The organism is Streptococcus sp. A23 (assembly GCF_043674155.1).
Taxonomy (GTDB): domain Bacteria; phylum Bacillota; class Bacilli; order Lactobacillales; family Streptococcaceae; genus Streptococcus; species Streptococcus suis_V.
On the sequence record NZ_JBIMJP010000002.1, the window covers coordinates 113,165 to 140,042 of the forward strand.

General features: G+C 44.1%; 27 protein-coding genes and 1 pseudogene. 18 read left to right on the forward strand and 10 right to left on the reverse strand.

Features of this window, described 5'->3' with window-relative positions; genetic code table 11:
* Positions 1-20: 20 nt before the first annotated feature.
* Together ACHBIE_RS02105 and ACHBIE_RS02110 are read left to right on the forward strand one after the other, a co-directional pair.
* Positions 21-1,367 (forward strand): dipeptidase, encoded by a 1,347-nt coding sequence (locus ACHBIE_RS02105; protein WP_105122811.1) that lies wholly within the window; start codon positions 21-23, stop codon positions 1,365-1,367.
* A gap of 134 nt (positions 1,368-1,501) precedes the next feature.
* Positions 1,502-3,118: a C69 family dipeptidase gene (locus ACHBIE_RS02110; protein ID WP_105122812.1), complete on the forward strand. Its 1,617-nt coding sequence runs from the start codon at positions 1,502-1,504 to the stop codon at positions 3,116-3,118.
* Positions 3,119-3,195: 77 nt separating this feature from the next.
* Here the strand turns inward: ACHBIE_RS02110 and ACHBIE_RS02115 are convergent, their stop codons facing one another.
* From ACHBIE_RS02115 to ACHBIE_RS02125, 3 genes are read right to left on the reverse strand one after another with little or no spacing between them, the layout of a single operon-like run.
* Positions 3,196-3,666, reverse strand: coding sequence for an arginine repressor (locus ACHBIE_RS02115; RefSeq protein WP_105122813.1), 471 nt, complete (start codon positions 3,664-3,666; stop codon positions 3,196-3,198).
* A 27-nt stretch (positions 3,667-3,693) separates the two neighbouring features.
* On the reverse strand, positions 3,694-4,722 hold the full coding sequence (queA, locus tag ACHBIE_RS02120) for a tRNA preQ1(34) S-adenosylmethionine ribosyltransferase-isomerase QueA (protein ID WP_105122814.1): 1,029 nt from the start codon (positions 4,720-4,722) through the stop codon (positions 3,694-3,696).
* A 9-nt stretch (positions 4,723-4,731) separates the two neighbouring features.
* Positions 4,732-4,902: a hypothetical protein gene (locus tag ACHBIE_RS02125; RefSeq protein ID WP_162840655.1), complete on the reverse strand. Its 171-nt coding sequence runs from the start codon at positions 4,900-4,902 to the stop codon at positions 4,732-4,734.
* 131 nt (positions 4,903-5,033) lie between these two features.
* Here ACHBIE_RS02125 and ACHBIE_RS02130 point away from each other — a divergent pair, with 131 nt between their 5' ends.
* Positions 5,034-5,738, forward strand: a complete 705-nt coding sequence (locus ACHBIE_RS02130) for a glucosamine-6-phosphate deaminase (RefSeq protein ID WP_105122815.1) — start codon at positions 5,034-5,036, stop codon at positions 5,736-5,738.
* 37 nt (positions 5,739-5,775) lie between these two features.
* Here ACHBIE_RS02130 and ACHBIE_RS02135 read toward each other — a convergent pair whose 3' ends face one another.
* The 3 genes from ACHBIE_RS02135 to ACHBIE_RS02145 form a co-directional block, all read right to left on the reverse strand.
* Entirely contained in the window at positions 5,776-6,729 is a 954-nt protein-coding gene (locus tag ACHBIE_RS02135) for a low temperature requirement protein A (protein WP_238140731.1), read from the reverse strand.
* A 5-nt stretch (positions 6,730-6,734) separates the two neighbouring features.
* Positions 6,735-6,881, reverse strand: coding sequence for a hypothetical protein (locus ACHBIE_RS02140; RefSeq protein WP_238140732.1), 147 nt, complete (start codon positions 6,879-6,881; stop codon positions 6,735-6,737).
* A 72-nt stretch (positions 6,882-6,953) separates the two neighbouring features.
* Positions 6,954-7,910: a glutathione S-transferase family protein gene (locus tag ACHBIE_RS02145; RefSeq protein ID WP_105122816.1), complete on the reverse strand. Its 957-nt coding sequence runs from the start codon at positions 7,908-7,910 to the stop codon at positions 6,954-6,956.
* A 138-nt stretch (positions 7,911-8,048) separates the two neighbouring features.
* Here ACHBIE_RS02145 and ACHBIE_RS02150 point away from each other — a divergent pair, with 138 nt between their 5' ends.
* Together ACHBIE_RS02150 and ACHBIE_RS02155 are read left to right on the forward strand one after the other, a co-directional pair.
* Positions 8,049-8,765, forward strand: a complete 717-nt coding sequence (locus tag ACHBIE_RS02150; RefSeq protein WP_105122817.1) for a pseudouridine synthase — start codon at positions 8,049-8,051, stop codon at positions 8,763-8,765.
* A gap of 10 nt (positions 8,766-8,775) precedes the next feature.
* Positions 8,776-9,261 (forward strand): glutathione peroxidase, encoded by a 486-nt coding sequence (locus ACHBIE_RS02155; RefSeq protein WP_105122818.1) that lies wholly within the window; start codon positions 8,776-8,778, stop codon positions 9,259-9,261.
* 22 nt (positions 9,262-9,283) lie between these two features.
* Here ACHBIE_RS02155 and ACHBIE_RS02160 read toward each other — a convergent pair whose 3' ends face one another.
* The 3 genes from ACHBIE_RS02160 to ACHBIE_RS02170 all read right to left on the reverse strand — a co-directional run bounded on the left by ACHBIE_RS02160 (position 9,284) and on the right by ACHBIE_RS02170 (position 11,327).
* The gene (locus ACHBIE_RS02160) at positions 9,284-10,729 is read right to left on the reverse strand and encodes a UDP-N-acetylmuramoyl-L-alanyl-D-glutamate--L-lysine ligase (RefSeq protein WP_394732605.1); all 1,446 of its coding nucleotides are present in this window, start codon (positions 10,727-10,729) and stop codon (positions 9,284-9,286) included.
* Positions 10,730-10,810: 81 nt separating this feature from the next.
* On the reverse strand, positions 10,811-11,062 hold the full coding sequence (locus ACHBIE_RS02165; RefSeq protein ID WP_105122820.1) for a hypothetical protein: 252 nt from the start codon (positions 11,060-11,062) through the stop codon (positions 10,811-10,813).
* Position 11,063: 1 nt separating this feature from the next.
* Positions 11,064-11,327 carry a hypothetical protein gene (locus tag ACHBIE_RS02170; RefSeq protein WP_105122821.1) on the reverse strand — a complete coding sequence of 88 codons (264 nt, stop codon included), beginning with the start codon at positions 11,325-11,327 and terminating at the stop codon, positions 11,064-11,066.
* Between the two features lie 206 nt (positions 11,328-11,533).
* Between ACHBIE_RS02170 and ACHBIE_RS02175 the strand changes: the two genes are divergently transcribed.
* From ACHBIE_RS02175 to ACHBIE_RS02190, 4 genes and pseudogenes are all read left to right on the forward strand, one after another.
* A complete protein-coding gene (locus ACHBIE_RS02175; protein WP_105122822.1) occupies positions 11,534-12,634 on the forward strand; it encodes a cystathionine gamma-synthase in 1,101 nt (366 codons plus the stop codon).
* Positions 12,627-13,790: a MalY/PatB family protein gene (locus ACHBIE_RS02180; protein ID WP_394732606.1), complete on the forward strand. Its 1,164-nt coding sequence runs from the start codon at positions 12,627-12,629 to the stop codon at positions 13,788-13,790. Before ACHBIE_RS02175 ends, ACHBIE_RS02180 begins: the two co-directional genes overlap by 8 nt.
* 51 nt (positions 13,791-13,841) lie before the next feature.
* Positions 13,842-14,375 (forward strand): sugar O-acetyltransferase, encoded by a 534-nt coding sequence (locus tag ACHBIE_RS02185; protein ID WP_105122824.1) that lies wholly within the window; start codon positions 13,842-13,844, stop codon positions 14,373-14,375.
* 70 nt (positions 14,376-14,445) lie between these two features.
* A pseudogene (locus tag ACHBIE_RS02190) lies at positions 14,446-15,351 on the forward strand (MalY/PatB family protein); the annotation flags it as partial.
* Between the two features lie 159 nt (positions 15,352-15,510).
* Here the strand turns inward: ACHBIE_RS02190 and ACHBIE_RS02195 are convergent.
* Positions 15,511-16,347 carry an AraC family transcriptional regulator gene (locus tag ACHBIE_RS02195; RefSeq protein WP_394732607.1) on the reverse strand — a complete coding sequence of 279 codons (837 nt, stop codon included), beginning with the start codon at positions 16,345-16,347 and terminating at the stop codon, positions 15,511-15,513.
* Between the two features lie 111 nt (positions 16,348-16,458).
* Between ACHBIE_RS02195 and ACHBIE_RS02200 the strand changes: the two genes are divergently transcribed.
* From ACHBIE_RS02200 to ACHBIE_RS02240, 9 genes are all read left to right on the forward strand, one after another.
* Positions 16,459-18,627: an alpha-galactosidase gene (locus ACHBIE_RS02200; protein WP_394732608.1), complete on the forward strand. Its 2,169-nt coding sequence runs from the start codon at positions 16,459-16,461 to the stop codon at positions 18,625-18,627.
* Positions 18,628-18,639: 12 nt separating this feature from the next.
* Positions 18,640-19,872 carry an extracellular solute-binding protein gene (locus ACHBIE_RS02205; RefSeq protein WP_105110530.1) on the forward strand — a complete coding sequence of 411 codons (1,233 nt, stop codon included), beginning with the start codon at positions 18,640-18,642 and terminating at the stop codon, positions 19,870-19,872.
* 154 nt (positions 19,873-20,026) lie between these two features.
* Positions 20,027-20,899, forward strand: coding sequence for a carbohydrate ABC transporter permease (locus ACHBIE_RS02210; RefSeq protein ID WP_105110529.1), 873 nt, complete (start codon positions 20,027-20,029; stop codon positions 20,897-20,899).
* Positions 20,900-20,911: 12 nt separating this feature from the next.
* Complete coding sequence (locus ACHBIE_RS02215) at positions 20,912-21,742, forward strand: ABC transporter permease subunit (RefSeq protein WP_172066996.1); 831 nt, start codon at positions 20,912-20,914, stop codon at positions 21,740-21,742.
* Between the two features lie 72 nt (positions 21,743-21,814).
* Positions 21,815-23,263 carry a sucrose phosphorylase gene (gene gtfA, locus ACHBIE_RS02220; protein WP_394732609.1) on the forward strand — a complete coding sequence of 483 codons (1,449 nt, stop codon included), beginning with the start codon at positions 21,815-21,817 and terminating at the stop codon, positions 23,261-23,263.
* A gap of 61 nt (positions 23,264-23,324) precedes the next feature.
* Positions 23,325-24,932 (forward strand): alpha-glucosidase, encoded by a 1,608-nt coding sequence (locus tag ACHBIE_RS02225; protein WP_394732610.1) that lies wholly within the window; start codon positions 23,325-23,327, stop codon positions 24,930-24,932.
* Positions 24,933-25,044: 112 nt separating this feature from the next.
* On the forward strand, positions 25,045-25,674 hold the full coding sequence (gene upp, locus ACHBIE_RS02230) for a uracil phosphoribosyltransferase (RefSeq protein ID WP_394732611.1): 630 nt from the start codon (positions 25,045-25,047) through the stop codon (positions 25,672-25,674).
* Positions 25,675-25,784: 110 nt separating this feature from the next.
* Complete coding sequence (locus tag ACHBIE_RS02235; protein WP_105110524.1) at positions 25,785-26,375, forward strand: ATP-dependent Clp protease proteolytic subunit; 591 nt, start codon at positions 25,785-25,787, stop codon at positions 26,373-26,375.
* 84 nt (positions 26,376-26,459) lie between these two features.
* Positions 26,460-26,732: a DUF2129 domain-containing protein gene (locus ACHBIE_RS02240; RefSeq protein ID WP_105110523.1), complete on the forward strand. Its 273-nt coding sequence runs from the start codon at positions 26,460-26,462 to the stop codon at positions 26,730-26,732.
* Positions 26,733-26,878: the final 146 nt, after the last annotated feature.

Genomic DNA, 26,878 nt, shown 5'->3' on the forward strand with positions numbered 1-26,878 from the left:
GATAGAATGGAGGTATTGAGGTGACAAGGAATTTTATCAGAGAGGAAGACAAGCAGGCTTGTCTAGCGGCCATTCAAGATTTGGTCGCCTTCCCCTCTATTTTACAAGAACATCAAACCAAGACACCATTTGGTCAACCGATTCAGGATGCCTTAGAATTTACCCTGGACTTCTGTCGTCAGCTAGGCTTTTCAACCTATCTGGACCCGGCAGGTTATTACGGCTATGCTGAGGTGGGGCAGGGTCAGGAACTTTTAGCCATTCTCTGTCATTTGGATGTGGTGCCGGCTGGTGACCTGACCAAGTGGAAGACGCCCCCTTTTGAGGCTGTGATAAAGGACGGTCTCATGATTGGGCGGGGGGTGCAGGATGACAAGGGACCATCCATGGCTGCGCTCTTTGCGGTCAAGGCCCTGATGGATGCTGGTGTGACCTTTACCAAACGTGTGCGTTTTATCTTCGGAACGGATGAGGAAACGCTCTGGCGTTGTCTCCATCGCTACAATCAGCTGGAAGAAGAGGCCACAATGGGCTTTGCACCGGATTCATCCTTCCCGCTAACCTATGCTGAAAAGGGGCTCTTGCAGGCCAAACTCCATGGTCCAGGTCAGGGAGATTTGCACCTGGAGGCTGGGACGGCCTACAATGTCGTACCGGCTAAGGCTTGCTATTCTGGCCATCTCCTGGACAGCGTTATTGCTGAGTTGAAGCAATTGGGCTTTGATTATGAAATGGATGACGACAGGGTTGTCGTACTCGGTCTGTCCAAACACGCCAAGGATGCGGCCCAGGGTGTCAATGCCATTGTGCGCTTGGCCAAGGCTCTGGATAAGTTTGAGCAGCACCCAGCTTTGGACTTCATTGCCAATACGATTGGAGAGGACGCGACGGCTCAGGGCTTATTTGGAGATGTAAGTGATGAGCCGTCTGGTGCTCTGAGTTTCAATATTGCGGGTCTGACCATCGATTCCCACCGGTCTGAAATTCGTCTGGATATTCGCATTCCAGTCCTGGCAGATAAGGACCAGCTGGTGGAGACTCTGTCTGTTAAGGCAGCAGCTTTGGGTTTGACCTATGAGGAATTTGACTATCTCCCATCCCTTTATGTCCCTCTGGACAGCCAGCTAGTGACTACGCTGATGGCTGTTTATCAGGAAAAAACAGGTGATTTAGACAGTCAGCCCATCTCATCTGGAGGAGCAACCTTCGCTCGGACCATGCCAAATTGTGTGGCCTTTGGGGCTTGCTTCCCATCAACGCCACAAACTGAGCATCAAGAAAATGAACGAATGCCCCTGGGAGACTTGTATAAGACCATGGACATCTATGCTGAGGCGGTCTATCGCCTAGCAGGTTCTGATCAATAGAAGTTGGAAAGGTATCAGCTTCTAGTAGCTGATTGGAATTCCACTTCCAAATTGTGTTCTTATCAAAACCTGTGTCTGCTGGCTCTATGTGGATACAGGTTATTTTTTGCACTGATTTCAGAATGGAGGAAATCATGAAGAAAAAGTTATCGGCTATACTGTTGCTTTTGTGCAGTAGTCTATGGATTGGTCAGCCAATCGTGTCAGCCTGCACGGGTTTTGTCATCGGTAAGGACCTGACCACAGATGGTTCCTGGCTTTATGGACGGACAGAAGACCTGGAACCAAATCACAATAAGACCTTCCGCGTTTATCCACGGACGGAAAATGAGCAAGGGGCCAAGTGGGAAGACCAGTCTAATGGTTTTACCTATCCTTTGCCAGCAGTATCTCACAAATACACAGCGGTACCCGATGTTACTCCGGAGTACGGTGTCTACGACGAGGCTGGTTTTAATGAACATGGCCTGTCCATTTCAGCGACCGTTTCTGCAACGGCAAATGATGATATTCTAAAATTGGATCCCTATGTAGAAGATGGATTGGCAGAATCTTCCATGACCAGTATTGTTCTCCAATATGCTAAAACGGCCCGTGAAGCTGTAGACCTGGTCGCAAAAATTGTGACTGAAAAGGGCTCAGCAGAAGGGAATATTGTCCTCTTTGCGGACAAGGAAGGCATCTGGTATATGGAAATCTTGTCTGGTCACCAGTATGTAGCAATCAAATTCCCAGCAGATAAGTTTGCTGTCTTTCCAAATACCTTCTATCTAGGTCATATTGATTTTTCGGATAAGGAGGGCGTGATTACTTCTGACAATGTCAAAGGTTTGGCGGAAGAAGCAGGTACCTACAAGGAAGTGGACGGTCAGTTTCATATTGCCCAATCCTACAATCCACCGCTATCAGATGCCAACCGTTCGCGGTCATTTTCAGGCATCAAGTCATTGGACCCGGATTCCAAGGTGACCTACGAAGATGATTACTATGAATTATTGCACACGACGGATAAAAAATTGGGCTTGGAAGATGCTATGGCCTTGCAGCGAAACCGTTTTGAAGGCTTGGATTTGAAACCTCTGGACCAAATGGAATTGGACGGTAAGGGCAAGCCTGAGAATAAGAATGCTATCGATGGCTATGCCTATCCGATTTCTAATGAAAATGTCATGGAGGCCCATATCTTCCAGCTCAAGGATGAATTGCCTGTAGAAGTCGGTGGTGGAGTGATGTGGTTAGCCATGGGAAGTCCGCGCAATGCACCTTATCTACCGTATTTTGGTAATATCACAGACACCTATAAGGCCTATCAGGACACCAGCACAGAATACAGTGCGGATTCTTGGTACTGGGTAATTTCTCATATCAACGATATGGTGGCTCAATATCCAGATGAATTTGGTACGGAAGTCATTGACCAAGTCAAGAGTCTGGAAGCGGACTGGATCAAGGAACAGGATGTATTGAACCAGGAAATCATTTCCCTAGTAGCTGAAAATCCTGAAGAGGCAAGCAAGCACGCCACTGAAACCAGTATCAAGCGGGCGGAAACAACCTTTGCCCGTCTGAAAGAGATTGAGAAGGACTTGGAGGCGCGTGTCGCTACTCTAGAAGCAGAAGCAGCGCCTGAGAAAAAAGAAGAGACCAGTGAGGAAAAATCATCTTCTATGAATGTCCTTCCTTACGCCCTACTGGGCCTTGCTGCAGTTGCCAGCGCAGTTTATTTGTTCAAAAAGAAAAATACAAAATAATCTATTTTGAACTAGTCTGAAATAGGTATCTTATAAAAGAAACTCCTAGCTCACTTGGAACTAGGAGTTTTTGTCACTTACTTGGAAAAGAAGAAGGGTGGCGTGTAGTGCTTGAGCTCTTCAAAGCAGGCCAGCGCTGCTTCCTCGTCCTGACAGATAATCAGGCAAACATCGTCTCCGCAGACGGTTGCAATGATTTCAGGAATTTCCATGGCATCTAGGATAGAGCCAAAGGTTCCGGCCAGACCAGGTAGGGTCTTCAGAACCACCTGGTGTTGCACGGGTTTCAAAACGACCAGAGCGTCCTCCATATAGAGGCGGAGCCGCTTTTCCCACCGAGATGGCGCTATCGGATTGATGATATAGTGGGCGGAGTTTGCTTCATTGACCTTAACAAGATTGAGCTGTTTGATATCGCGCGACAGGGTGGACTGGGTGACCGTCACACCGTTGGTCTCTAGCAAATCTTGTAACTCCTGTTGGGTGTGGATTTTCTTTTCCAGGACCAGGGAGAGGATGAGTTGGTGCCGACTTTCAATCTTATTCATTGCAAACTCCTTTATACAGTGCAATCCTTATTGGATAAACATGGCATCGCCAAAACTGAAGAAGCGGTATTGGTGGTCTACGGCGTGTTTATAAGCTTCCAAGACAAATTCCCGGCCGGCAAAGGCAGATACCAGCATGACCAGGGTTGATTTGGGTAGGTGGAAGTTGGTAGAAAAGGCATCGACAATGCGGAACTGGTAGCCGGGCTTGATGAAAATATTGGTCCAGCCAGAGTCAGCTTCCAGTCGGCCGTCAAATTTATTGCCGATGGTTTCAAGGGTGCGAATCGAGGTGGTGCCGACAGCGACAATGCGTCCGCCAGCAGCCTTGACCTGGTTGAGTATCGTTGCAGCCTCGGCCGTCAAGGTATAGAATTCTGAGTGCATCTCATGCTCATCCAGATTATCAGCTGATACTGGTCTAAAGGTTCCCAATCCCACATGGAGGGTCAGATAGACTAGCTTGACACCCTTGGCCTCGATTTTTTGGAGCAATTCTTCTGTGAAATGGAGACCAGCTGTCGGTGCCGCCGCGGAGCCATTTTCCTTGGCATAGACGGTCTGGTAGCGGTCGCGGTCTTCTAGGGTCTCATGGATATAGGGCGGAAGTGGCATTTCTCCCAGGCTTTCTAAGACTTCTAGGAAAATGCCCTCGTAGGCAAATTCGACGATGCGACCACCGTGTTCCAATTCCTGGGTCACTGTTGCGGTCAATCTGCCGTCTCCAAAGGCGACAGTAGCACCGACCTTGAGCCGCTTAGCTGGCTTAGCAAGAACTTCCCACTGGTCACCCTGGGTATTTTTCAGGAGCAAAAATTCCACATGACCACCAGTCTCAGGCTTAAAGCCGTGGAGACGGGCCGGTAGGACACGGGTATTGTTCATAACCAGGGCATCGCCGGGATTGAGCTGGTCGATGATGTGGTCAAAATGGCTGTCCACCATGGTCTGTTTTTCCCTATCCAGGATGAGCAGGCGGGAGCTGTCCCGTTTTTCAAGAGGGACTTGAGCAATTAGCTCTTCGGGTAATTCAAAATCAAAATCTGTTGTTTTCATATCAACTCCTTACAAAAAAATAGCGTATAAAAAGTAGGCTAGAACTAAAAATGGTGATGCAATCAATAGTCCACCAATCCCATAGAGAATACGCTTGAGCAGGACTTGATTTTTCACAAAATACCCAATCAGACAGAGGATATTTCCCAGAAAAAATAGAATGAGTAAATCTTTTAACATACCTTCATTATAGCATTTTTAGGGGGAATAGGCTAGCAGGATGGGAATTGTAAGCAAGATGACTTGACAAAAATTGGTATATACCATATAATAAAATTAGGAAAACGGTCTATACCAAAAAGGAGGTTACCATGAAAGTTCATGTAGTCCAAAATCAAGCAGAAGGCGCAGCTTTGGCCTTCAATTTATTAAAAGAAAAATTAGCCGGCGGTGCCAAGGTCCTCGGTTTGGCAACAGGTTCCAGTCCTCTGGAATTTTACAAACTCATCCGCGAGAGCGACCTGGACTTTTCTGACCTGATCTCGGTCAATCTGGACGAATATGTCGGGCTAGGCGAGGAAAGTAATCAGTCCTATATCTATTTTATGAAGGAACAACTCTTCAATAGCAAACCCTTCAAGCAGTCCTACCTGCCAAATGGATTGGCTGAGGATGCGGCAGCTGAAACAGCCCGCTACAATCAAATTTTGGCAGACAAACCCATCGATTTTCAAATCCTGGGTATCGGTCGCAACGGCCACATCGGCTTCAATGAACCAGGGGCGCCCTTTGACGGTCAGACTCACTTGGTTGATTTGGCTCCTTCGACCATCGAGGCCAACAGTCGCTTCTTTGAGACCATTGAGGAAGTGCCAAAACAGGCTATTTCCATGGGGATTGCTAACATCATGGCGGCAAAAACCATTGTCCTCATGGCCTATGGACCTGAAAAAGCCGACGCCATCAAGGCAACAGTGGAAGGGCCAGTGACCACAGATGTCCCTGCCAGCGTCCTTCAGAACCACGAGGATGTAGTCCTCATCGTGGACCAGGCAGCAGCCAGTAAATTAGCATAACAGACAAAACCGACTACCATTTTTGGCAGTCGGTTTTTTAGGATTCAAGGTCAGCTTCTACACGATTGCGGTGGCGGAAAGAGATGACGAGCATCATAAATGAACTAGCAACCAGTATAGCGGCAATCAAGGTTAGATAGTGGTGGAAGGCTATCAGAAGAATGATGGTGCTGAATACCAGAATGGCATATTGAAGCCAAACCATTTTATTCAGTCGATAAAGGTCTTGGTTGTAGCGACTGGTCATTAGGATTCCTAGATAGTAGAGGAAGTAACCAATGAGTAGGAAAGGCAAACCCAAACTAGCGTGCTCACCCGGTAAAACCTCCACAGCAACTGTAAAAAAGTTGAGGCCTAAAACCAGTACCATATGGGCATAGAGTAAGGTGGCTACATTTGTCTTTTGATGGTGATTGATATTGAGATAGGTTTGCGAAATGTAAAACATAAAGGAGAACGCCATTGCCAAGAAGAAGAGAACACTAGTGAGCAGATGCGTCTGAATCGGATAATTCTTCAAAATCGCAATGACCGTTTCACCAAAGGTAATAATGGTAATCAACTGACACCGTTCAACGATGTGAGGAAAGTTCATAGCATCGTGACTGAGTTTGTCCTTGAAGAAATAGGAAATAATATACGGGAGATATAAAAGCAAGAGGCTCTTTTCATCATAGGTCCAGAAATTAAAGTAAATAGCTACCGAAGTCAAGAAAAATACCAGCACATAAATCCCAAATATATAGAGACTATTTTTTATATCTGCCGTAAAACCGATTTTCCGACCACGAAGGTAGTACTGCAAGCAAAGTATCGAATATGACAGGGTCAAAAAGATGGTAAATGGTAGGGCGGTCGCTTCAAAATCATGGCTAAAGGTTAGAGACAGTTGTCCCACCACAAACATGGACGCAATAATCGTGTTAATATCCAACAAATCCCGTTCACCATATTTGTTGAGGTAAATCGTCTCATTAATCCACAAGGTCATAATAATCAGGTTGGCAGTGATAAAAGTAGAATTTCCCTGAGACCGATATGGTCACCGTGCAAGAGTCCAGTCAGTGAAGAAGTGGCCAGGACAAAGACCAAATCATAAAATAATTCATAGTTGGATACGCGTTTTGCGATAATTTCAGACATGTCAATCTCCTTTTAAAAGAATCTGAACTATTATACCATACGAAAAGGGAGGATATCATCTCCCTTTATATCTTATAGTGTCCAGTCCAAATCAGGTCCGACAGGGACAATGCCTGTTGGATTGATGGTCTTGTGGCTACCGTAATAGTGCTGTTTGATATGGTTAAAGTCAACCGTTTCTGCGATACCAGCATGGTTGTAAATCCGCTTGGTATAATCCCACAAGTTTGGATAGTCCACCAAGGCCTTGATATTGCATTTGAAATGTCCAAAGTATACAGGGTCAAATCGCACCAAGGTGGTAAAGAGACGCAGGTCAGCCTCGGTTAATTGATTGCCAACTAGATAGTCCTTATCTACTAAATGTTCTTCCAATTTCTCCAAGGCAGCAAAGAGATTTTTGACTTCTTTTTCATAGACTGCTTGATTGGTTGAAAAGCCTGCCTTGTAAACGCCGTTGTTGATGTTTGGATAGACAAAGTCATTCATGGCATCAATCTCAGCCTGCAAGTCTGCTGGATAATAATCATCATGATTGCCCGTAATGTCATTGAAGGCAGTATTGAACATCCGCATAATCTCAGCAGACTCATTGCTGACGATGGTGTTGGATATTTTATCCCAAAGAACAGGCACTGTCACACGGCCAGTGTAATGCAGATCAGCCTTCAAATAGACCTGATAGAGATAGTCGCTGTTAAAGAGGGGATCCTTGATAACACCAGGTCCATCTTCAAAGGTCCAGCCATTTTCTAACATGAGTGGATGAACGACAGACAGGGAAATATGGTCTTCCAAGCCCTTCAATTTACGCATAATCAAGGTCCGACTAGCCCAAGGACAAGCCAGAGAAATATAGAGGTGGTAGCGACCAGACTCAGCCTTGAAACCAGCTTTTCCTGTCGGACCAGCCTGACCATCAGGTGTAATCCAGTTGCGAAATTGTGTGACTGTACGAACAAACTTGCCACCTGTAGACTTGGTATCATACCACTGATCTACCCATTTTCCATCTTGTAAAAGTCCCATGAATTTTCTCCCTTACTGAAAAAATGGGAAATCCAATAGGATGATTGGATTCCCTTTGTAAAAAAATATATCACTAACTAGTATTATAAACCTTTTTCAAAAAGAGTCAAGCTATATGATTTGTGATACAATAGTCCCATGAGATTAGACAAGTGTATGGAGGTGGCCAAGATTGGTTCCCGCAAGCAAGTAAAGAAATTATTCAAGGCCCAGCAGATATGGATTGACGATCAACCTGCTCATTCTCTCAGCCAGATTGTGGACCCAGCTCTGCAGGAAATTGTTATCCAAGGAAAACAGATAGCATTGGCAGGCGCTAGCTATTTTCTTCTTCACAAGCCGGCCGGAGTAGTATCAGCTGTGACGGATAGCCAGCATCAGACGGTCATCGACTGCATTCAGCCAGAGGATCGGGCGACTGGGCTATATCCAGTGGGGCGTTTGGATAGGGACACGGAAGGCCTGGTCCTCATCACCAACAATGGACCTCTAGGCTTTCGGATGCTTCATCCCAAGCACCATGTGGATAAGGTCTATTACGTGGAGGTCAACGGTCCCTTGGAACCAGATGCTCCAGCCTTTTTTGCCCAAGGTGTTCGCTTTTTGGATGGCACCCGCTGTCAACCTGCAGACTTGACCATTTTAGAGACTTCTATGGAACAGAGCAGAGTGACCATCAAGCTGTCCGAGGGCAAGTTTCATCAGGTCAAGAAAATGTTTTTATCCTATGGAGTCAAGGTGACTTATCTGCGACGGATCAGTTTTGGCGGCTTCGCTTTAGGAGATTTACCTCTGGGTCAATACAGAACCTTAACCCAAACAGAAATCCAACATTTACTGACCTATTTCGATTGAGGAGAAAAGTATGAATCTATACGATTTTTCAGTGAAGAAAATGGACGGCAGCCAGCAAGACCTGTCTGATTTTGCTGGTCAAGTCTTGCTGGTAGTCAATACGGCACCGGGATGTGGTCTGGCACCCCAGTATAAGGAATTGCAGGAATTGTACGAAAGCTACAAAGATGAAGGATTTGTGGTTCTGGATTTTCCCTGCAATCAGTTTGCTAATCAAGCTAGTGGAACGGACCGAGAAATTCACCAAGCCTGTAGTCTAAATTTTGGTACGACCTTCCCTCGTTTCGCAAAAATCAAGGTTAATGGTCCCGAGGCGGATCCGCTCTATCAATGGCTGAAAAAAGAAAAATCCAGCCTTTTGGGCAAGAGCATTGAATGGAATTTTACCAAATTTTTGATTGACAGACAGGGGCGGGTTGTTAAGCGCTATCTGCCGATAACTCCACCTAGCAAGTTGAAAAAGGACATCGAAAAATTGCTGAAAATAAGAGCCTAGGTCTTTCCCGGGCTCTTATTATTTATAGATATTTCCGTGCAACTTCCAAGTCGCCGTCGTAAGGAGCATGCTCTCCATTGACAATCTGGTAGGCATCGGCGCCTTTCCCTGCGATAATGACCGCATCTTGACCACCAGTCGTTTGGCTCATGGCTTTTGCAATGGCTTCTTCACGGTCCAAGATAAAGTCGCTGGGTCTAGTCATGTAGGAACGAATTTCTGCGGCAATGGCAGCAGGATCTTCTCGGTTAGGGTCGTCTGCTGTCAAGATGACTTCAATCTGCGGATAGTTGTTGAGGAGGAGACCGAAGTCCTTGCGGCGGCTTTCTCCCTTGTTACCAGGAGCTCCTAAAATTAAGATAACCTTGCCAGTCTGGTGTTCCAAGACGACATCGATTAACTTTTTCACGCTATCGCCGTTATGGGCGTAGTCCACGAAGACCTTGGCACCGTTTTGCTGGGTTAGGACTTCCATGCGGCCAGGGACATTGGTTTGGGCAATCCCTGTGTGAATATCTTCCAGACTTGCACCCAAGCGGAGACAGGCTAGACCGGCTGCGATGGCATTTTCTTGGTTGAAGCCACCGATCAGCTGGATGTCGTAATTGCCAGCTAATTTGCCGGTCACTGTGAAGTCAAAACCTGCTGACTGGCTAATTTGGTTTTCAGAAGTTGGTCCATAAAAGTCATGATCTTTGGAGCTGACTTGCTCTTTCACGACTTCAAAATGGTCCATTCCAGCATTGACAATGACTGCTCTGCTATTGTCCATCAAAAGTCGCTTATGGTAGAAGTAGTCCTCAAAAGTGGGGTGCTCAATGGGACCGATATGGTCGGGGCTGATGTTGAGAAAAACGCCGACATCAAAGGTCAGCCCGTAAACCCGCTTGACCAGATAGGCCTGGCTGGACACCTCCATAATCAAGTGGGTCATGCCGTTCTTGACCGCCTCCGCCATCATGGCAAAGAGGTCCAGGCTTTCAGGTGTGGTCAGGGCAGATTTGAAGAAGGTTTTACCGTCTAGCGTGGTGTTCATGGTCGAAAGCATGGCAGGCTTGTGGTTGATTTTAAGAATGTTAAAAGCAAAATAAGCCGCCGTTGTCTTACCCTTGGTGCCGGTGAAGGCCAGGAGTTTGAGCTGTTTCTGGGGATGACCATGAAATTCCATAGCAATCAGGCTCATGGCCTGCTTGATGTCATGGACGATGATAGCAGGAATGCCGACCGCATAGTCGATTTCAGACACGTAAAAAGCCAGCCCATCCTCGATAGCTTTTTCCAGAAATTCTTTCTTAAAGGCCAAACCCTTGGCAAAAAAGAGGGTCGTTGGGCTAACAGTCCGGCTGTCATAGCTGAGAGCGTCAAACTGGACATCCGTCCAAGTGTTATCAATCTGATTATTTTGTTTGATCTGGCGGAAGTTGTCATCCGCTTTTAAGATGTCTACTACACGTTCAATTTTTATCATGTTTCTATTGTAAACCTATCAGTGACATTTGACAAGTCAGGACAAGAAAACCCTCTGGGAAATGCACGAGAGGGCAAGTAACTAGGCAATGAATTCTAACCAGAATCCCAAGAAGACGATTCCGACACAAAGATAAATCAACCAATCCTTTTTCAGATTGCCCTTCTTGGAAAAGAAGGATTGGTAGAGAGTGAAAGGAATCAAAATCGGTTGTAAGTATATCCACCAGTTATATTCATTGTCCAAAATAGCTCCCAAACTATATAGTATCAAGCAAATGGCCATGTAAAAATCCAGGCTGCGGTAAAACTGTTTGTTAAACTGTTTGAACATCCTAGTAGCCCCTATATATCACGATAGCACCAAGCCACAGAAGTAGCAAGGCAATGACAAGCCAAATGGTTCTGGTTTTCGAAAAGCGATGCTTGGGCTTGAAAAAGGCCCGATAAGCATGAATGAGCAGAGTCAGAGATAAAAACAGATTTAAAGGCAGGTACTGACTTTCCGGGTAACTAAGCCAGATATGTCCAATCTGAATCATCCAGAAAATCAACCAGTAAAACTCCGAATAGCGATAAAAATCTTTTTGGAATGTCATAGGAACCTCCTTTGAAAGCTCTTTCACAAGTATAGTATATCAATTCTTAAGGATGTTGTCCAGGATTTTTATGTAAATGTTCACAGGGTGTTATAGCTAAAAACTATAAGAAAGCTCTAGTTTTTCCTATAGGAAATCTTCGGTTTCTTTCTCAAAAATAAGCCAATTTCTGCTAGACTAGTAGATATAGAAACGAGGTAGAGAAGATGACAGAATTAAAAATAGATACGATTTTGGCCCGGACGGGCATAAATAGTGACGAGAAGTCGGGAGCCCTCATATCGCCTATCCACCTTTCGACTACCTACCAGCATCCGGAGTTCGGCCAGTCCACAGGTTTTGATTATACCCGCACCAAAAATCCGACCCGTGCTAGTTTGGAAAAAACTCTGGCAGCGATTGAGAAGGCGGACTATGCCCTGGTGACCAGCTCAGGAATGGCGGCTCTGGTCTTGCTTTTCAACGGCTTTCCAGTCGGCAGTCGAATTGTGGCAGCGCGTGATCTCTACGGCGGTTCTTTCCGCTGGTTTAACGAGCAGGAGAGCCTGGGGCGTTTCAGCTTTACCTATGCCAATAGCGAGGAGGATCTACTAGAGGCCATTGACGACCAGACCGACTACGTTTTCCTTGAGACACCGACCAACCCGCTCATGGTGGAGTTTGACATTGCTAAGGTTTCGGCTGTCGCCCATGCCAAAGGTGCCAAGGTCATTGTCGATAATACCTTTTACAGTCCGATTTATCAAAATCCTCTGACGCTGGGTGCTGACGTGGTCCTGCATTCTGCGACCAAGTATCTGTCTGGTCACAATGATGTCTTGGCTGGAGTTCTCATGACCAATGACCAGGCTATTTACGACAAGCTCTTCTATGACCAAAATACGACTGGTCCAACCCTGTCGCCGCTGGATGCCTACCTGCTCATGCGTGGTCTCAAAACCCTGTCGATCCGCATGGAACGTGCGACTCAGAATGCTCAGAAGATTGTGGCTTATTTGGAGAATAGCCCAGCAGTTAAGCAGGTTTACTATACCGGCAAGGGTGGCATGATTTCTGTTAAGGTTGCAGATGAGGCGACCATTCCCCACATTCTCAACAGCCTTGAGATTTTTACCTTTGCGGAAAGTTTGGGTGGGGTGGAAAGTTTGATTACCTATCCAGCGACCCAGACCCATGCTGATATTCCAGCAGAAACCCGTCATTCCTATGGTCTGACAGACGATTTACTCCGTCTATCTATTGGAATTGAGGATGCGGATGATTTGATTGCTGATTTGAAACAAGCCTTGGAGGGATCAGATGACTAGCTATGATTTTACCAGCCGGCCCAACCGATTGGGCCAACATGCAGAAAAATGGCGTAAGGTGGAAGAGGATGCAGACCTCTTGCCACTGTGGATTGCGGACATGGATTTTGAGCCTTTACCAGAAATCCGCCAAGCTATCCGTGACTATGCTGACCAGCACATTTTTGGCTATCCCTATGCCAGCGAGGGGCTTTATCAGTCCATTATTGATTGGGAAAGAAACCAGCATGGCTACGAGATTGAGCGCGATAGCATTCTCTTGGTCGAAGGAGTTGTACCAGCTTTGACCATTGCCGTTCAGGCCTTTACCAAGGAAGGGGACGCAGTCCTCATCAATACACCTGCCTATCCTCCCTTTGCGCGGACTATCAAGCTCAACAACCGCCACTTGGTGACTAATTCTCTTGTCAAGTCAGACGGAATTTTTACCATTGACTTGAAAAAATTAGAAAAAGACATCCTCGAAAATGAGGTCAAGATTTATATTTTTTGTAATCCACACAACCCCGGTGGCCGTGTGTGGACCAAGGAAGAAGTGGCTGCTGTTGGCCAGCTCTGCCAGAAACATGGCGTCCTTCTGGTTTCAGATGAAATCCACCAGGATTTAGCCCTCTTTGGCAATCAGCACCAGTCCTTCAATACAGTTGATGACCGATTCAAGGAATTTTCGATTGTCCTATCGTCTGCGACTAAGACTTTCAATATTGCAGGCACCAAAAATAGCTTTGCCATTATTGAAAATCCAGAACTGCGGAAGATTTTTGCCAAACATCAATTGGCCAATAACCAGCATGAAATTCCTGCTATCGGCTTGATTACCACCGAAACAGCCTTCCGTTACGGAGCCGATTGGTTGGCAGAATTGAAAAAAGTCATCGAAACAAATGTTGATTTTACAGTGGATTATCTGGAAACCCATACCAGGATTCAGGTCATGAAACCACAGGGGACTTATTTAATTTGGCTAGATTTTTCAGCTTACGGCCTGAGTCAGGCTGACCTTATGGAAAAATTAGAAAAAGAGGCTAAAGTCCTCCTCAATAATGGTCTGGTCTTCGGCAGCGACGGTAAGCAGCATGCACGATTAAATGTCGCAGCACCTTTTGATACCATCAAAGAAGCCAGCGAGCGGATTGCAAGGGTTTTTGGGAAGTGAGGCTAGTCTAGCTTGAACGATAAAAGAGAAGAAAAGACAGAAAAAGAAAAGATGCTGGCGGGGCAGATGTACAATGCAGCAGATAGTGAATTGGTAGCCTTGCGGCAGCAGGCCAGAGTTTACCGCCAGGCCTTTAATGCTGCAGAGTTGGACAGCTCCAAACGAACAGAAATTGCCAAGCAGTGGCTGGGAACAACGGGGGAGCGGATTTACATCGAATCACCCCTGACCTTGGACTATGGTTGCAATATCCACGTCGGAGAAGATTTTTATGCCAATTTCAACTGGACTGTTTTGGATACTTGCCCTGTGACCATCGGAAAGAATGCTATGTTGGGACCAAATGTTCAGTTTTACACAGCCCTTCATCCGCTCAAGGCAGAGGAACGCATTGCTGGACCTGAATATGGAGCGCCGATTGAGATTGGCGATAATGTCTGGATTGGTGGGGGTGCTATTATCCTGGCTGGCGTGACCTTGGGTGACAACGTCGTGGTCGGAGCGGGTTCTGTCGTGACCAAATCTTTCGGAGACAATGTCGTACTGGCTGGCAATCCGGCCCGTGTTATTAAGACCATTGACTAGATAAAAAGTATTTTCAACTACAGTGATGACCATCTTCTAAAATGAAAAAATGATTTCTATCTGGTTTTGGCAAGCTCTAGTTTTAGTAGAAGGTGTAGTTCCGGCTCTATCCATCGCAGTTCAAGCTTTTACAGCTGAGGGGGATGCAATCATGATCAATACTCCAGTATATCCCCCTTTTGCCCGTAATATTCGACTCAATCATCGACGGTTGCTTAGTCAGCCTCTTCGTGTAGAAAATGACCAATTTACTCTTGATTTTCAGGCTTTGGAGCAAAAGATTGTTGAAGAGGGTGTCAAACTCTACATCTTCTGCAATCCCCACAATCCAGGTGGCAGAGTTTGGAGTCATCAGGAACTACAAGAGCTCGGTGCTATCTGTCAGAAGCATGGAGTCATCTTAGTCTCTGATGAAATCCATCAGGACCTAACCTTTTTTGGACATGAGCACCATTCCTTCAATACGGTTTCCTCTAACCATAAGGAATTTTCGGTCATTTTGTCTTCTGCAACCAAGACTTTTAATATAGCGGGAACAAAAAACAGTTTTGCCATTATTGAAAATCCTCAGTTGCGTAAAGTTTTTACCAAGAGACAATTGGTCAATAACCAACATGAAATCCCTAGCCTAGGCTTGATTACCACGGAAGTTGCCTACCGACACGGAAAATCTTGGTTGGCCGCCTTAAAACCAGTTTTGGAAGAAAATATCTTGTTGGTCCAAGAAGAATTGAGTAAAAACACACTCATAAAGGTCCTAAAGCCACAAGGAACCTACTTGATTTGGCTGGATTTTTCAGCCTATGAACTTAGCCATCAAGAGCTAGCAGAGAAATTGCTGGAAGAAGCACAACTGCATTTGAATGATGGATTGACCTTTGGAAAAGAAGGGGAAAAGCATTTCCGATTGAATGCAGCAACACCACAATTTGTCATCAAGGAAGCCTGCCGACGACTGGTGGAGGTGTTTGGGTAACTAAGAAATATAGAAAAAATTCAATGAAGTCCGAGCATTTTATGGCCAAACAAATAATAACAGAAATATTTTTGGTGTGAATGCCAGTTTAGTCCATGGATGAAAATTTGTTTCTCAATTTTCCAGATTGCGATAAAAATAGAAAAAGGAAGAGCTAGGCTATTCCTTTTTTTGTTGTTTTCGATAGTCAGTAGGACTCATGTGAAAGTAATTCTTAAAGGCTGTGCTGAAGGTCAGGGGGTCATAGTAGCCGACAGAATTAGCAATCTCCGTAATGGTTCGTTCGGGATCTTCTAAGAGTTGGCAGCTTCGATTCATCTTTACCTGAAGAATGTAGTCTTTGATGGCGTAACCAGTTTCTTGTTTGAAGATTTTATAGAGATAACTTCGACTTAGAGCGAGCTGATCTGCAATTTCTGCCACCTTAATCGGCAGAGCGTAGTGACTGTGAATCAGCTTAATAGCATGGTGAACATAGCTTTTGGCAAGAGTACCGGCCTCTTTCAGTTGTTGATTGGGAAATTCTGCAACAAGGTAGGCAAGTAATTGATGAAGATGGCCGACCAGGATGTGCTCTGCCACCATTGGTAAGGGGTGTTTGTCTGTTTTGGTAATGTCTATCATTTTTTGTAAAATGGGGGACTGGAGGCTGGAATGCAGATAAAATTTTTCCAATAAGCGGCTATGTTCAAGAATTGACTCAGCTTTTGACCCGCTAAAACCAACCCAAATATAAGTCCAGGGGTCTTGTCCATCTGCTTGGTAGAAGATGGCCTTGTTTTTAGGGAGGATAAACAAGTCGCCCGCAGCCAATTCAGTCGTTTCTCCGAGAATGCTAATTTTCCCCTTGCCCTCTGTGATAAAATGGAGGACATAATTATCTCGTATAGTTGGCCCAAAAGAATAGTTTTTATCACATTGTTCCGCACCGTAATGGTCGATATTTAGGTCAAAGTTATGGCTGTCTAGTTCATTGTAGCTATTTAGAATATTCATAAGCTCTTCTCCTTAGGAAACATTATACCATATTCTAACAACAAAACCCTATTTTGTAAAACGCTTACATTTGTTAGAATAATTCATGTAATACAGATAGGAGCTGACAGTATGATTCAATACATAGAAGAACATGGCCTATTTCACATGAAAACAAGAGAATTTTCCTACGTGATAGAGGTGCTAGAAACAGGCGATCTAGTTCATCGTTATTTTGGGAAAAAAATCGAAAAATTTAGCGATGGAAACAAAATAACATATTTGGACCGAGCCTTCTCGCCTAGTCCAATTACTGGAAATCGGACCTACTCACTGGACACCTTGTCCTTGGAATATTCCAGCAATGGGCTAGGAGACTTTCGGACAGCCTCTATTGATGTGCGAAATGAAATCGGCATTGCCTTGGATTTGAAGTACAAGCAACACCGGATTTATCAAGGCAAGCCCTTGCTAGATGGTTTACCAGCTAGCTTTGCTTCTGAAGAGGAAGTGGAGAGTTTAGAAATTGACCTCTATGATGCTGTAGCAGATGTGACAGTGACCTTGCAGTATGCGGTTTTCGAAGAAAGTAACTATCTTGCACGCTCGGCTCGTATCCAAGCAGGTCGCTATCCCTCTAAGTTGGAAAAAGCCTTGTCCTTCACCTTGGATATGCCCCATAAGGACTTTGTCATCCATAGTTTGACAGGTCGCTATGCTTATGAAAAAGAGTGGACGAAAACGCCGATTACGAGTGGTACCTACTCTATTGGAAGCATTCGAGGGGCTTCAAGTCACTCGCGGACTCCTTTCTTAGCCTTGGCGGCTCCATCTGCTACAGAAGATAGTGGCGAAGTTTATACCGCCCAACTAGTCTATAGTGGAAACTTCACTGGTTTTGTGGAGACAACTGCTTTGGAAACAGTCCGTTGGGGCATGGGAATCAATGATACTAGCTTTAGCTGGAATTTGGCTTCCGGAGAAAGTTTTCAGACACCTGAAGTCCTCCTGTCCTTTACGGATAAAGGTTTTACAGGTATGACTCAGGATAGTCATGGCTTCATCAAAAAGCACTTGATTCGTTCTCAATTTGTCAATCGAGAACGGCCAATTCTCATCAATAACTGGGAAGGAACCTACTTTGATTTTACAGAAGAGAAGATTCTTTCCATGGCTAGATTGGCCAGTCAGTCAGGCATTGAATTATTTGTACTTGATGATGGCTGGTTTGGAAAACGGAACAATGACGAGTCTTCCTTGGGAGATTGGATTGTCAATAAAGACAAGCTTCCGAACGGTTTAGCAGGTCTAGCAGATTCGATTCGGGCCTTGGGTATGAAATTTGGTCTTTGGTTTGAGCCAGAGATGATTTCTATAGACAGTGACCTCTATCGCCAACATCCAGATTGGGCTATTCATATTGACGGACGTGAGCCAATTTACAGTCGAGAGCAGTTGGTAATGGATTTGTCCAAACCAGAAGTTTGTGACTACATTATCCAAGCTGTATCCGATGTACTGAAATCTGCCAAAATCGATTATGTCAAGTGGGATATGAATCGTAATATCACCAGTATGTCTCAAGAATTCGCTAACGCTGATTCTTACGAATTCCATCATCGCTATATGTTGGGGCTGTACCGAGTATTAGAAACTCTGACCAGTCGCTTCCCAGATATTCTCTTTGAATCCTGTTCAGGAGGTGGCGGTCGAAATGATTTGGGTCTTCTCTATTATATGCCACAGGCTTGGGCGAGTGACAATACAGACGCGATTGGACGCCTCTCAATTCAGGAAGGAACGACCTTGCTCTACCCAACCTCTTCAATGGGTGCCCATGTGTCCGCAGTTCCAAATCACCAAGTCGGTCGAATTACATCCTTGAAAACCCGAGGAAATGTGGCTATGATGGGCGGAGCCTTTGGTTACGAGTTAGATGTTACCCAACTGTCACCGGAAGAATTAGCAACTCTTTCTGAACAGGTTGAAACCTTTAAGCAGATTCGCTCAACAGTCCAGTTTGGTGACCTCTATCGTTTGAAAAAAACGGCAAATACCTGGGCAGCCAACTATGTTGATGCAGATAAGAGCCAAGCTGTTTTCACCTTCGTAAAAATACTAGCTCAACCAGAAGCTCCTCTGTTGCAGGTGAGATTGAAGGGGCTGGACCCAGAAGCCTGCTATCACTGTCCACAGTTGGAAGCGAGTTTCTATGGAGATGAGCTCATGAACATCGGCTTAACCATGCCCCATGTTCAAGAAGATTATTTTAGTATACAATATATTTTTAACAAAATCTAGGAGGATTTTATTATGAAAATGAGAAGATTTCTCAAATGTGCGTCGGTTTGTGCTTTTGCAAGCTTCCTTGTAGCCTGCGGAAATTCTAGCAGCAGCGACAAGGTAGAAATTGAATTTTTCTCGCAAAAGCCTGAAATGCAAGCAACCTTGCAGGAAATTATTGATGACTTTGAGAAAGAGAATCCAGATATTGAAGTTAAGTTTTCAAATGTGCCAGACGCAGGAACTGTTTTGAAAACACGGATGGCCAATGATGAAGCACCAGATGTTATCAATATCTACCCTCAAAATGCAGATTTCAAAGAGTATGCAGCAGATGGCCGTTTCCTTGAAATTGGTGATGATGCAGGTCTTAGTCATTTGAAAGATGGGGCAGTAACACCTTATCTTGTAAATGATACAAACTACACTCTTCCATTGACTGCCAATGCCTATGGTATCTACTACAACAAAGATAAATTTGAAGAACTTGGTTTGGAAGTACCAACTACCTATGCAGAATTTGTTGCTTTGGTAGACAAAGTTAAGGCTGATGGCAGTGTGGCACCATTTGCCCTTTCTCTAAATGATGCCTGGTCGCTCAATGGTTACCACCAATTAGCTTGGGTAACAGTTGCAGGTGGGTTTGACGGTGCAGAGGATATTTTGATTCGCAGTGCCAAGGGTGCTATCCAAGATGATGCAACAACTAAGGAAGTCTTGGAGCGTTTAGAACTCTTGACTGACAATGGTCAAAAAGGTTTCACAGGAGCACTTTACGCCGACGCGGTTGCTTCATTTGCAGCAGGAGAAGCCCTCATGATGCCACAAGGAACTTGGGCTGCTACAGCAATCAATCAGCAAGAGCCTGAATTTGAATACGGCATGTTTACCTTCCCAGGAGATGAAAAAGGTGGTGATTACACGATCGGTGCGGCAGACCTAGCCCTATCTGTATCAGCTGAATCAGAGCATCCAGAAGAGTCTAAGAAGTTCTTAGAATACCTCTCACGTCCAACAGTCATTCAGAAATACTATGACGTGGACGGATCACCAACCTCAGTTGAAGGAGTCGACACTGAAGGCAAGTTTGAAGAAACTGCTGGAGTTACACAATATGCCTTCACAGACAAGCATGTCGTATGGTTGCAAAGTGAGTGGGATTCAGAAGATGAGTTTTGGAATATCACTGTTGAAATGGTGAAAAAACCAGATTCAGCAGAACTTGTTAAGAAACTTAATGCCTTCTTTGATCCGATGAAATAATCAGCATGATAAACAACTAAGGGATTAGGGTCTGGGTTTCCCAAACCTGTCCCCCCTATAGTTGTTTAACCTCAGTTTGAAAGAGAGGCCCCTAACTTTTTTTCGAACTGATATTAAACAACTATACTTGATGAATTTAGTAAAGGAGTTCTTTATGAATCAAAAAGGATTTGTTGCAAAATATTGGCCATATTTATTTGTAGCTTTGCCAATAGCTCTTCAGTTAATCTTTTTCTTCTATCCCTTGATAACAGGGGTGTTCTACAGTTTAACAGACTGGAATGGTTTATCCAGTAGTTACGATGTGATTGGGATTCAAAACTACATTGATATTTTGAAGGACCCTGACTTCTATACCAGTATCACCTTTACCATCATCTTTACCATCGGTCTAGTCATTGGGGAGATTGTGATTGGTATTTGGTTGGCAACTCTGCTCAATCGGAAAATCAAAGCAGTTGGCTTTTTCCGGACCTGGTATTTCTTCCCAGCAGTTTTGTCAACGGTAACCTTGGGTCTCATCTTTGTTCAACTTTTTAACTACGGTTTTACACAGATTGGCGAAATTCTCCAAATCGACTGGTTAATGGAAAACCTATTGGTACAAGAGAATACTGTTATTCCGTCCGTCCTCTTTGTCGCTCTTTGGCAGGGTCTGGCGATGCCGGTTATCATTTTCCTATCTGGTCTGCAAAGTATTCCAGATGATGTGAAGGAAGCAGCAGCTATCGACGGTGCGACACGCTCCCAGCAGTTCTTCAACATTGAATTGCCTTTCCTCTTACCATCTATCAGTATGGTCTTTATCCTAGCGATGAAATCTGGCTTGACAGCCTTTGACCTCATTTTCGCTTTAACTAGCGGTGGTCCAGATGGTAAGACAGAGTCACTGGGTTTGCTGGTTTATAACTACGCTTTTGTTGACAATAAGTTCTCGTATGCCAATGCTCTGGCAGTTGTTCTCTTCATCTTTATCATTGTGATTTCCTTGATTCAGATGCGGATTTCTAAGAAATTTGAAGTATAAGGAGGTATGTTTATGAATAAGACCAAACAAAGCAATTGGTGGGTATATCTCGTTCTATTTAGCGGCATTCTCTTTATGTTTATTCCGCTACTGGTGACGGTGATTAGTTCCTTCAAGCCAACTAAAGAAATTACAGGTAACTTCTTTGGCTTACCTGAAAATTTCACACTAGACAACTATAGTCGCTTGTTTGAAGATGGAGTTGTTCAATATTTTGGGAATTCTGCTCTAATTACCATTGCTGCAGTAGGTTTGATTATTCTGGTTATTCCAATGGCAGCCTTTGCAGTAGCCCGTCAAATGAAGCGGCAAACAGCTTTCAACTTTATCTACTTTTTCTTGATTATCGGAATTTTTGTTCCCTTCCAAGTGATTATGCTTCCTATGACCAAGTTGATGTCTAGTCTCGGTTTGAACAATATTTTGGGGTTGATTATTCTTTATCTGACCTATGCAGTGCCGCAGGCCCTCTTCCTCTATGTTGGCTATATCAAGACAATTGTTCCTGAAGAGATGGACGAGGCAGCAGCAATTGATGGCTGTGATAAGTTTACAATGTATTGGAGAATTATTTTTCCGCTGATGAAGCCCATGCACGCTACGATTTTAATCATCAATGCCCTCTGGATCTGGAATGACTTTCTCTTGCCGCTCTTGGTCCTCAACCGTGACCAAGAAATGTGGACTTTGCCCCTCTTCCAGTATAACTATCAAGGAATGTATTTCAGTGATTATGGACCGTCATTTGCGTCCTATGTAGTAGGGATTATCCCAATTCTACTGGTTTATCTCGTTTTCCAAAAGCATATCATTTCAGGTATGACAAGCGGATCTGTTAAATAAAGCTCGAAAGGTTGAGGCAACTCAACCTTTTGCCAAAAATCAATAAGAAAAGGCTTTCAAAAGGAGAAGAAAATGAAAGTAAAAAATCAAGCAATGTTAATCACCTATTCAGACAGTCTTGGAAAAAATCTGAAAGACTTGAAGCAGGTCTTGGAAGGTCCCTTGAAAGATGTGGTCGGTGGTGTCCACATTCTTCCCTTCTTTCCATCATCGGGTGACCGCGGGTTTGCACCCATGGACTATACCAAGGTTGATGAAGCTTTTGGAGATTGGAGCGACATTGAGGCACTCAGTAAGGATTACTACCTCATGTTTGATTTCATGATCAACCATATTTCAGCCAAGTCGCCTTATTTCCTTGACTTCCTAGAAAAGAAAGATGAGTCTGTCTATGCAGATTTATTTATCCGCTACAAGAACTTTTGGCCAAACGGTGAGCCGACTCAGGAAGATGTAGACCTGATTTATAAACGGAAGCCACGTGCTCCCTATCGCCTTGCCAAGTTTGCTGATGGTAGTGAGGAAAAAGTTTGGTGTACCTTTGATGAGCAACAGATTGACCTCGATGTGACAACGGAAACAACTCGTCGCTTTATCAAAGAAAATCTGGAACAGCTGGCGGACCACGGAGCTTCCATTATTCGCTTGGATGCCTTTGCCTACGCTAATAAGAAAATTGGAACCAACTGTTTCTTCGTTGAGCCAGATATTTGGGACATGCTTCATTTTCCGCGTCAGCTATTGGCACCAAAAGGAGTGGAAATTCTACCAGAAATCCATGAGCATTACACCATTCAGCAAAAAATCGCCGAGCAAGACTACTATGTCTATGACTTTGCCCTACCGATGTTGGTCCTTCATGCTCTTTATTCAGGCAATGTCAACCGTCTTGTTCACTGGATGGAAATCTGCCCTCGCAAGCAATTTACAACCTTGGACACGCACGATGGTATCGGAGTGGTCGATGTCAAGGACTTGCTGACAGATGAGGAAACAGAGGCCACAAGAGAAGCCCTCTATGCCCAAGGAGCAAATGTCAAGAAGATTTATAGCACAGAGGCCTACAACAATTTGGATATCTACCAGATCAATTGTACCTACTATTCAGCTTTAGGAAATGATGATCAAGCCTATCTCTTGGCACGTGTGCTTCAATGTTTTGCACCAGGTATTCCGCAGATTTACTACGTTGGCTTGTTGGCAGGAGAAAATGATATCGAATTACTCGAATCAACCAAAGAAGGTCGCAACATCAACCGTCACTATTATGATTTGGAAGAAATTGAGCGAGAAGTTCAACGCCCAGTTGTGCAGTCCTTGTTCAATCTGCTCAAATTCCGTAATACCAGCGCAGCATTTGATGGAGAGTTTGCTGTGGAGATGGCAGATACCAATACAATTCATATCAGCTGGACCAATACCGATGCCAATACAGTGGCAGAATTAAGAGCTAATCTGAAAGATAAAACATTTGAAATTATTGAAACGGTTGATGGTCAATATCAAGAAATTAATCTATAGAATTTGAAATAGAGGTTGGGATAGCTTTCCTAGCCTTTGTTTCCTTTGGAAAGGAAGAAACATGGAAAAATCAAATTGGTGGAAAAAATCGGTTATTTATCAGGTATATCCGAGGAGTTTTCAGGATTCGAATGGAGATGGCATTGGAGACATTAAAGGAATTACCAGCCGGTTGGATTATTTGCAAACATTGGGGATAGAGGCTATCTGGCTCAGTCCAGTCTATCAGTCGCCTATGGACGATAACGGCTATGATATCAGTGATTATCAAGCCATTGCGGCGGAATTTGGGACTATGGAAGACATGGAGGAGCTGATAGAAGAAGGGCAGAAGCGAAATATTAAGATTGTGATGGACTTGGTCCTCAACCATACCTCTGATGAACATTTTTGGTTTCAAGAGGCCTTGAAAGGTCCAGAAAATCCCTATTATGATTACTATGTATGGGAGGACAAACCCAATGAATTAAAATCCACCTTCTCAGGCTCTGCTTGGGAATATGTTCCACATTTGGACAAGTATTACTTGCATCAGTTTTCGGTCAAACAACCAGACTTGAACTGGAAGAATCCTGCTGTCAAGGAAGAAATTTGGCAGATGATTAACTTCTGGATTGACAAGGGAGTTGGAGGTTTCCGTCTCGATGTAATTGATTTGATTGGGAAAGAACCTGAGAACTTGATTACCGCGGACGGACCAAATCTTCATCCCTTGATTCAAGAATTAAACCAACAAACATTTGGTACCTATGACCTTGTAACCGTTGGAGAAACCTGGAGTGCCAATCCAGAAAATGCTCAGTTATATTCACATCCTGATCGAAACGAATTTTCCATGATTTTCCAATTTGAGCACGTTTGTCTGGACCAGCTAGCAGGTAAAGAAAAATGGGATTTGGCACCACTTGAACCAGCCAAGCTACACCAGGTTTTGTCAAAATGGCAGACAGAATTAGTAGGAAAAGGTTGGAATTCGCTCTTTTGGAACAACCATGATTTGCCACGAGCCATTTCCCGTTTTGGTGATGACAGTCCTGAATTCAGGGAACTAAGCGGAAAAATGCTAGCTATTTATCTGCATTTCATGTCGGGTACGCCTTATATTTACCAAGGGGAAGAAATCGGCATGGTCAACACACCGATTGCTAGGATTGAAGAAGCGGATGATATTGAAACACGTCGAATGTATGCAGAGCGTTTAGAACAGGGGTATTCGGAAGAGGAACTATTGGCTTCCATAAATGCTAAGGGACGGGACAATGCCCGCAGACCGATGCAGTGGTCTGGCAAAGCTGGGGCAGGTTTTACCGAGGGCGAGCCCTGGTTGTCTTTTAGCCCAACTTATACAGCTATCAATGTGGAAGAAGCCCTGGAAAATAAAAATTCTCTCTTCTATACCTACCAACGATTGATTGCCTTGAGAAAGCTTTATCCCTGCATGGCAGAAGGGAACTATGAGACTTTAGATACAGGTAATCCCTTGGTATTAGCTTATCGTAAATTTGATGATGTAGATGAGTTTGTGGTCTTGGTCAACTTTAGCAATCAAGCTCAGGAATACCGTCTTGAAGAACAATTAGGAGAAACTATCCTTTTTCACAACTATTCAACGGAATCAGAAGATACCTCTCAACTGCGACCTTATGAAGCTCTAGTCTATAAAAAGTAAAATTCCTATTATATTTCCAAGCATTTTTCCTGAAATTTTGGTAGAATATAGTGACATGAAACTTCACAGTCTCTAATGTCCGCAATAAACATCAAAGAGAGGTTTTATCATCATGGGGAAATTCCAAGTTATTTCACACCCACTTATCCAGCACAAATTGTCTATCCTTCGTCGGACGACAACTTCTACAAAAGATTTCCGTGAGCTGGTTAATGAAATTGCCATGCTAATGGGCTACGAAGTCTTGCGTGACTTGCCATTGGAAGATGTAGAAATCGAAACACCGATTACAAAGACGGTTCAAAAGCAGATTGCAGGTAAAAAATTGGCAATCGTTCCAATCCTGCGTGCCGGTATTGGTATGGTGGACGGCTTGCTCAGCCTAGTACCAGCAGCCAAAGTTGGTCACATCGGTATGTACCGTGATGAAGAGACACTCCAACCCGTTGAATATTTGGTGAAATTACCAGAGGATATCGACCAACGCCACATCCTTGTTGTGGACCCAATGCTTGCAACAGGTGGTTCAGCTATTCTTGCTGTTGATTCGTTGAAAAAACGTGGTGCATCCAATATCAAATTTGTGGCCCTCGTATCAGCTCCAGAAGGTGTAAAGGCTCTTCAAGAAGCTCATGCAGATATCGACATCTACACAGCTGCCCTGGATGAAAAACTCAACGAAAAAGGCTATATCGTCCCTGGTCTGGGAGATGCAGGTGACCGCCTCTTCGGTACAAAATAAGTAGAAAAAGAAATCAGCTCGGCTGGTTTCTTTTTCTGTGTTAAATATTTGACCAATTTTGACTATTGGTATATAATAGGCACATATCTATCTCGAAAAGGAGTATTCTTATGATTCCAGTAGTTATTGAACAAACCAGTCGTGGTGAGCGTTCTTATGATATTTATTCCCGTTTGCTCAAGGACCGTATCGTCATGTTGACAGGACCGGTGGAGGACAATATGGCTAATTCTATCATTGCCCAATTGCTCTTCCTTGATGCGCAAGATCCGACTAAAGACATTTATCTCTATGTCAATACCCCAGGTGGATCTGTGTCAGCAGGTCTTGCTATCGTGGATACCATGAACTTTATCAAGGCAGACGTCCAGACAATTGTTATGGGAACAGCAGCATCTATGGGAACCATCATTGCATCTAGTGGTGCCAAGGGCAAACGTTTCATGTTGCCAAATGCCGAGTACATGATCCACCAACCAATGGGTGGAACTGGCGGCGGTACACAACAAACCGACATGGCAATTGCTGCAGAACACTTGCTTAAAACCCGTAATAAATTAGAAAAAATCTTGGCTGACAATTCAGGTAAAACAGTCAAGCAAATCCACAAGGATGCGGAGCGTGATTACTGGATGACCGCTGAAGAAACCTTGGCATACGGCTTCATTGACCAAATCATGGATAACAGCAAAACTAAATAAAATAAGGAAAGGGCTGGATTTGGTCCTTTTCATTTTCCCTGGAAAAGGGTATAATTATAGATAGAAATGTCTGAGGAGAAGTCCATGTTTGAGAAAAAAGAACGCACCAGCCTAACTGTTTATTTGCATTATAATCGGGATTCCAGAAAACTCAACCACTACGGTGACATGATTTACCATTCAAAGCGCCTGCGTTATGTTATATTATATGTTAATGCAGAAAAAGCTGAGGAAGTCATGAGCAAGCTCAAAAAAGAGAAGTTTGTCAAAAAAGTAGTTCCTTCCTACATCAAGGAACTGGATCAGAATTTTGTTGGCAATCTATGGCGGGACGAGCAAAATCCCGTTACTTTGTAATTAGAGAAGGAGTAGGTTTAAATGAGCCTGCTTTTCTTTTTGTTGGAGCTGTAAAAATTTTAAAAAATTTTTATCATTTTTGTTGACAATTTTCTGATAATTCTGTATATTAGATACATCGTAAAAATTTAAGAAAGTTTTAAGGT

Excerpts from the sequence above, each read along its gene's own strand:
- ACHBIE_RS02235 (WP_105110524.1), top strand. The coding sequence starts at position 25,785 with ATGATTCCAGTAGTTATTGAACAAACCAGTCGTGGTGAGCGTTCTTAT.
- ACHBIE_RS02240 (WP_105110523.1), top strand. The coding sequence starts at position 26,460 with ATGTTTGAGAAAAAAGAACGCACCAGCCTAACTGTTTATTTGCATTAT.
- upp (WP_394732611.1), top strand. The coding sequence starts at position 25,045 with ATGGGGAAATTCCAAGTTATTTCACACCCACTTATCCAGCACAAATTG.
- ACHBIE_RS02130 (WP_105122815.1), top strand. The coding sequence starts at position 5,034 with ATGAAAGTTCATGTAGTCCAAAATCAAGCAGAAGGCGCAGCTTTGGCC.
- ACHBIE_RS02215 (WP_172066996.1), top strand. The coding sequence starts at position 20,912 with ATGAATAAGACCAAACAAAGCAATTGGTGGGTATATCTCGTTCTATTT.
- ACHBIE_RS02155 (WP_105122818.1), top strand. The coding sequence starts at position 8,776 with ATGAATCTATACGATTTTTCAGTGAAGAAAATGGACGGCAGCCAGCAA.
- ACHBIE_RS02195 (WP_394732607.1), bottom strand. The coding sequence starts at position 16,347 with ATGAATATTCTAAATAGCTACAATGAACTAGACAGCCATAACTTTGAC.
- ACHBIE_RS02200 (WP_394732608.1), top strand. The coding sequence starts at position 16,459 with ATGATTCAATACATAGAAGAACATGGCCTATTTCACATGAAAACAAGA.
- ACHBIE_RS02180 (WP_394732606.1), top strand. The coding sequence starts at position 12,627 with ATGACTAGCTATGATTTTACCAGCCGGCCCAACCGATTGGGCCAACAT.
- ACHBIE_RS02135 (WP_238140731.1), bottom strand. The coding sequence starts at position 6,729 with ATGACCTTGTGGATTAATGAGACGATTTACCTCAACAAATATGGTGAA.
- gtfA (WP_394732609.1), top strand. The coding sequence starts at position 21,815 with ATGAAAGTAAAAAATCAAGCAATGTTAATCACCTATTCAGACAGTCTT.
- ACHBIE_RS02175 (WP_105122822.1), top strand. The coding sequence starts at position 11,534 with ATGACAGAATTAAAAATAGATACGATTTTGGCCCGGACGGGCATAAAT.
- ACHBIE_RS02225 (WP_394732610.1), top strand. The coding sequence starts at position 23,325 with ATGGAAAAATCAAATTGGTGGAAAAAATCGGTTATTTATCAGGTATAT.
- ACHBIE_RS02115 (WP_105122813.1), bottom strand. The coding sequence starts at position 3,666 with ATGAATAAGATTGAAAGTCGGCACCAACTCATCCTCTCCCTGGTCCTG.
- ACHBIE_RS02145 (WP_105122816.1), bottom strand. The coding sequence starts at position 7,910 with ATGGGACTTTTACAAGATGGAAAATGGGTAGATCAGTGGTATGATACC.
- ACHBIE_RS02170 (WP_105122821.1), bottom strand. The coding sequence starts at position 11,327 with ATGACATTCCAAAAAGATTTTTATCGCTATTCGGAGTTTTACTGGTTG.
- ACHBIE_RS02205 (WP_105110530.1), top strand. The coding sequence starts at position 18,640 with ATGAAAATGAGAAGATTTCTCAAATGTGCGTCGGTTTGTGCTTTTGCA.
- ACHBIE_RS02210 (WP_105110529.1), top strand. The coding sequence starts at position 20,027 with ATGAATCAAAAAGGATTTGTTGCAAAATATTGGCCATATTTATTTGTA.
- ACHBIE_RS02160 (WP_394732605.1), bottom strand. The coding sequence starts at position 10,729 with ATGATAAAAATTGAACGTGTAGTAGACATCTTAAAAGCGGATGACAAC.
- ACHBIE_RS02125 (WP_162840655.1), bottom strand. The coding sequence starts at position 4,902 with ATGTTAAAAGATTTACTCATTCTATTTTTTCTGGGAAATATCCTCTGT.
- ACHBIE_RS02140 (WP_238140732.1), bottom strand. The coding sequence starts at position 6,881 with ATGTCTGAAATTATCGCAAAACGCGTATCCAACTATGAATTATTTTAT.
- ACHBIE_RS02165 (WP_105122820.1), bottom strand. The coding sequence starts at position 11,062 with ATGTTCAAACAGTTTAACAAACAGTTTTACCGCAGCCTGGATTTTTAC.
- queA (WP_105122814.1), bottom strand. The coding sequence starts at position 4,722 with ATGAAAACAACAGATTTTGATTTTGAATTACCCGAAGAGCTAATTGCT.
- ACHBIE_RS02185 (WP_105122824.1), top strand. The coding sequence starts at position 13,842 with ATGCTGGCGGGGCAGATGTACAATGCAGCAGATAGTGAATTGGTAGCC.
- ACHBIE_RS02150 (WP_105122817.1), top strand. The coding sequence starts at position 8,049 with ATGAGATTAGACAAGTGTATGGAGGTGGCCAAGATTGGTTCCCGCAAG.
- ACHBIE_RS02110 (WP_105122812.1), top strand. The coding sequence starts at position 1,502 with ATGAAGAAAAAGTTATCGGCTATACTGTTGCTTTTGTGCAGTAGTCTA.